This window comes from Devosia sp. (assembly GCF_034675085.1).
In the GTDB taxonomy this organism is placed as follows: domain Bacteria; phylum Pseudomonadota; class Alphaproteobacteria; order Rhizobiales; family Devosiaceae; genus Devosia.
This window is the reverse complement of the sequence record NZ_JAUCDN010000258.1, coordinates 1-4711: the sequence shown is the minus strand read 5'-3', so window position 1 is coordinate 4711 and position 4711 is coordinate 1. Positions and strand designations below refer to the sequence as shown.

Here is a 4711-nt window from a genome sequence, read left to right as displayed (position 1 = left end):
GCCAAAGCCTTCGATCGCTGAGCCTGGATCGGAGGAGAATGATGATTGATCCCGAGCACAACCGGCTCTCGATCCGCCGCCAGTGCGAGCTGGTCTCGATCTCACGAGCGTCGTTCTATCGATGGCCGGCGGGCGGGAGCCCCGAGAACCTGGAACTAATACGCGTCATCGACGAGGCGTTCATGGAAATGCCCTGGTATGGCTCACGACAGATGGCGCAGCATCTGCGCCGCCAGGGCTGGTGCGTGGGCCGCAAGCGTGTCCAGCGGCTGATGCGCAAGATCGGCCTGTCGCCGATCTACCAACCCCCCAGGACCAGCGAGCCGCATCCGCGGCACCGCATCTATCCCTTCCTGCTTCGGCATCTGACGATTGGGCGGCCCGATCAGGAGTGGCGTCGGGCGGCGGCGTTGCTGCGCTGCCAGGTGCGAAGGTCGGTCTTGAGATTGGTGGTGGCATAGCCCCCGCCCACGCAAAGCCCGAACAGGCCCTCGGCCACCGGCTCGCTGGCGACGTCGAGATGAGCCAGATGGTCTTCCGGCCGGTCCTGGGTGACAAAGCCCAGCTCTTCCAGCCCGCTATTGTCGAAAAAGGGAGCGGCGCAATCGGCGGTGGCGAAAAGCGCGCGATGGCCGGGCTCCTGCCGCGCCAGCCCCAGAACCGCCAGCCGGGCGACGTCGCGGAAGCTGGTCCACATATGGGTGCAGCGCTCGTCGGTGACCGCCGGGCCGCAATTGCCGATGCGCAGTGACAGGGCGCTGAAGCCATGCGCATCGGCCAGATGCGCCACCGCCGCCTCGCCGAAAATCTTGCTCACCGCATACCAGCCATCGGGGCGGGGCGGATCGGTTTCGCGCACCAGATCGGTGCGTGGATAAAAGCCCCAGCCGTGATGGCTGCTGGCAAAGACGAAATGCGTGCCCCGGGCGGCGATGAAGGCGTCGAGCAGATGCACGAGGCCGCGGTAATTGCTCTCCAGCGTTTCCTCGAAGCTGATGGTGAAGCCATGCACGCAGGCAAGATGCACGACGCCGGTCACCCCTTCCATGGCCTCGGCCAGAAGCGTGGGATCGCCGAAATCACCGACAAAGGCGCGCTCGTTTTCGGCCAGATCGGGCGGCTGCACACGGTCGACAAGCACGATCTGGGTAAACTGGCGCGCCAGGAACGGCCTGATGCCGCTGCCCACCAGCCCGCCGGCGCCGGTGAGAAGGATTTTCTCGTGCTGAATGGTCATGATCTGTCCAAAAAAAGCTCGTGTCAGGAAGGAAAGGCGAAGGCGGCGACGGGCTCGGCCACGCCCTTGGCTGAGGGATGCAGCGCCAGGAGCCGCCCAGATTGCGGGGCGTTGCGCAGCGTTTCGCTGGAAAGGCCGGAGCGCGCGCTGGTGATGTAGAGGGTGGACAGGTCAGGCCCGCCAAAGGTGAGGCTGGTGGGCGTGGGCACCGGCAACGGCACCACGCGCTCGAACTCTCCGTCCTCGTCGAGCCGCACCACGCTCCAGCCATCATAGGCGCCGACCCAAAGCCGGTCGCTTTCATCCAGCGTCAGCCCCATGGGCGCGCCGGTGGCTTCGGGCAGGCGGCTGAATACGCGCTTGCGGCCATCTTCGGGGCTCATCAGGTAAATGGTATTGCGGGCTGGAACGGAGGCGTAAAGCGCCTTGCCGTCGCGGCTGACGGCGAGCCCGGCCACCTCCTCGCCCACTTCCCATACCGGCTCGGCCGGGCCCTCGGGGGTGAGCAGGCCGATGAAGGAGAGGTTGCGCTCGGGATTGTAATTGGCCACCCAGACGCGCCCCTGCGCATCGGTGCGCACGGCGCGGGCCTGGAACTGGGCGTCGAAGTGGATCTGCCGCTGGCCACCGTCGCGCTGCACCAGGATGGCGCCGCCCCGGGTCAGCAGCACGACGCCCTCGCGGTCGAGAAAGGCGCAATCGATGCGCCGGTCCAGCGTGTCGAGGGTGACGGCGGTGGGCGTGGCATCATACCAATGCACGGTAGGGCCGAGCTGGTCGATCCAGACCACCGCGCCCCGCGCATCATGCCAGAGGGCGGACGCCCCGCGAAACGCCTGGGCCGTGCCGATGGCGGTGGCGGGAGAAATGACATTGGCCGCCACGGCGCTGGTGCGGTTCAATTCCTGGGAAATGCGCTGGGTGGCCGCCGCGAGTTCGTAGCCGAGCTGTTCGGCCCGGTTGGGCGTGATGCGGAAGGTGGGGCCGGCCACGCTAATGGCGCCGATGGGCTGGCCCAGCCCATTGAGGATGGCGGCGCCGGCGCAGCGCGTCCCCTCGACGATCTCCTCATCGTCTATGGCAAAGCCGCGCGCACGGGCGATGTCGAGCTGGGCCAGCAATTGGGGAATGTCGGTAATGGTCTTGTCGGTGAATTTTTGCAGCGGCTGGGCCAGGAGCGCGGTGACCTGGGCGGGGCTGAGGTGGGACAGCATGGCCTTGCCCTGCGAGGTGCAGTGGATCGGCTTGGTAATGCCCAGCGCGGCGGCGGAACGATGCGGATGGGCGCCGTCGAACCGGCCCAGCGAGCGCATCTTGCCCTCATGCATCACCGCCAGATAGGAGGTTTCCCCGGTCATGTCGCGCAGGCGCCGCAATTCTCCGGCGGCCACCGAGACCAGATCGCTGGACGACCAGACATTCTGGGCCAGTTCGATCAGGTGAAAACCCAGCGAATAGGTCTGCTTTCCCGGATCCGTGCGCACCAGCCCCCGCGCCTGCAGGGCGGCGAGAATGCGGTAGAGCGTGGCGCGCGGCATGCCAGTGCGGCGGGCCAGATCGGTCGAATCAAGCCGTCCCGGCTCCTCCCCGATATGATCGAGCAGGTCGAACGCCTTTTGCAGCACCGCCGTGCCGGCCAGGGCCGGCTTTTTCGGGGATTCCAGGCTCCAATTGTCTTCGAGGGCGTCACCCCCCGGCGCCGTGGTCGCCGCCATGCTCTGTCCTCGCTGCGCGCCGGGGCGGCTCAGGTCGATTGCCAGGCCACGCGCCGGAAGGGAAGGATCTCGATATCCTTCCATACGCCCTGCTGGGAGTAAATCTCGTCGGCAATGAGCGCATCGAGCGCGGCCCGGTCGGGCACCTCGCACAAAACGATGGAGCCGATCATGCGGCCCTCCGTGTCGAGCATGGCCCCGCCATCGATGATGACGCCCTCGGCCTTGAGCGCATGGATGCGCTCCAGATGTACGGCGCGATTGGCGAGGCGCCTTTCCAGCGTGCCCGGCGCGGTGTCGTCGCGGGCGATGATGGTGAACTGCATGGCATCCTCAATCGAGTTTGGGGGCGGGAGAGGGCGGGGCCAGATGATAGCCGCGCTCTGCATAGTCGAAATCATGCAGCGCGTTGATTGGCTGGCTGCGATCCACCGGCGAGGCGTAATAGGCGCGGATTTCGCGGATATGGGTGATGTCGGCGTCGAAGATGTACCATTCGTCGCCGCGCAGCACCTGGCCGACGCCGGTCTTCCAATGCGTCCACTCGATCACCGCTTCCTGCCCGTCAGCCCCGGCCAGCACCTTCTCGATAGTCCAGCGCGAGCCCAGCGTCTTGACGCACCACACCCAACCATCGGCGATGGCCTCGGCGCCGCGCCAGGGCGCGCCGGGCAGGCCGAGTGGGAAATAATGCACCGCATCGGGGGTGAAGCAGGCGATCAGTTCCTCCCGGTCGGCGGCGTTGCAGGCGGCGAAATAGCGCCGGATCAGGGCCTCGGCCCGGGCGGCGGGGGACAGGGGGGCGCTCATTTGGTCACCGGGCGCGCGCGCCATTGCTCATATTCGCGCAGCGTTTCCTCATTGGGTGGATAGGTGCCCCAAAGGGGGGCGCCGGCATCGATCTTGGTGAAGAGGAATTTCTCGCGCAATTCCTGCTCGTGGCTTTCCTCGGCGACTTCCTCGGCAATGCCACGCGGAATCACCACCACGCCATCGGCATCGCCAACCACGATATCGCCCGGATAGACGGCGACTCCGGCGCAGCCAATGGGCAATTGCATGTCGGCGGCGCGGTGAAATGCCGGGCGCGTCGAGGCGGTGTTGGCGGCGCAGAAGGCCGGAAACGGCATGTGGGAAATCTCTGTGCCGTCGCGGAAGGCGCCATCGGTAACGGCGGCGGCCACGCCCTTGCGCAGCATGCGCGTCATCAGCATGTTGCCGGCCGAAGCGGCGCGCACATCGCTGCGGCTGTCGATGACCAGCACCTGGCCGGCCCCGATCGCCTCTACGGCCTCCCATTGCACATTGTCCTCGCCGCGCTTGTGCAGGTCGCCCAGATCCCAGTCGCGATCTTCGCGCGAGGGGATGAAGCGCAGCGTGAAGGCCTCGCCGGCAAAGGAGGCCGCGTTGGGATTGAGCGGCGTTAGGCCCACCAGGAATTGCTGGCGATAATTGCGCTTGAACAACTGCGTCGTGAGCGTTGCCGTGCTGCACGCCCTGAGCCTGTCGAGCACGCTCGCCGCGATCGGCTGGTCCACCTTTGTCACTCTCTCATACCTCCGAATACCCGGCTGTGGCCATCGGCATGGGGCAATCGGCATATTCTCACGAAATGAGATCAGGCGATGCGCCAATGGCGTTTCTCATCCTTAAGGACAGGCAAATCATACACCTGCCTTGGCGGTTCGACAGCCCTGAAGCGGGCGATAACAGGATCAGTTCTCATATTATGAGAGCAGGCGGAGAGGGGGACGTGGGT

Annotated in this window: 5 protein-coding genes and 1 pseudogene; 1 reads left to right on the top strand and 5 read right to left on the bottom strand. The window is 66.0% G+C overall.

Translation table 11 applies throughout. The annotated features are described in order from the left end of the window. Positions 1–452: pseudogene (locus VDP82_RS14135) on the top strand (IS3 family transposase); the annotation flags it as partial. Here VDP82_RS14135 and VDP82_RS14130 read toward each other — a convergent pair. The 5 genes from VDP82_RS14130 to VDP82_RS14110 are packed head-to-tail and all read right to left on the bottom strand — an operon-like array spanning position 386 to position 4490. After that, positions 386–1237 (bottom strand): NAD(P)-dependent oxidoreductase, encoded by an 852-nt coding sequence (locus tag VDP82_RS14130; RefSeq protein WP_323015490.1) that lies wholly within the window; start codon positions 1235–1237, stop codon positions 386–388. The pseudogene VDP82_RS14135 and the gene VDP82_RS14130 overlap by 67 nt on opposite strands. Positions 1238–1260: 23 nt before the next feature. Beyond that, positions 1261–2952 carry an SMP-30/gluconolactonase/LRE family protein gene (locus VDP82_RS14125; RefSeq protein WP_323015489.1) on the bottom strand — a complete coding sequence of 564 codons (1692 nt, stop codon included), beginning with the start codon at positions 2950–2952 and terminating at the stop codon, positions 1261–1263. 29 nt (positions 2953–2981) lie between these two features. Continuing rightward, positions 2982–3278 (bottom strand): YciI family protein, encoded by a 297-nt coding sequence (locus VDP82_RS14120; RefSeq protein WP_323015488.1) that lies wholly within the window; start codon positions 3276–3278, stop codon positions 2982–2984. A gap of 7 nt (positions 3279–3285) precedes the next feature. Next, positions 3286–3762, bottom strand: a complete 477-nt coding sequence (locus tag VDP82_RS14115; RefSeq protein ID WP_323015487.1) for a nuclear transport factor 2 family protein — start codon at positions 3760–3762, stop codon at positions 3286–3288. After that, positions 3759–4490 (bottom strand): ribonuclease activity regulator RraA, encoded by a 732-nt coding sequence (locus tag VDP82_RS14110; protein WP_323015486.1) that lies wholly within the window; start codon positions 4488–4490, stop codon positions 3759–3761. Before VDP82_RS14110 ends, VDP82_RS14115 begins: the two co-directional genes overlap by 4 nt. Positions 4491–4711: the final 221 nt, after the last annotated feature.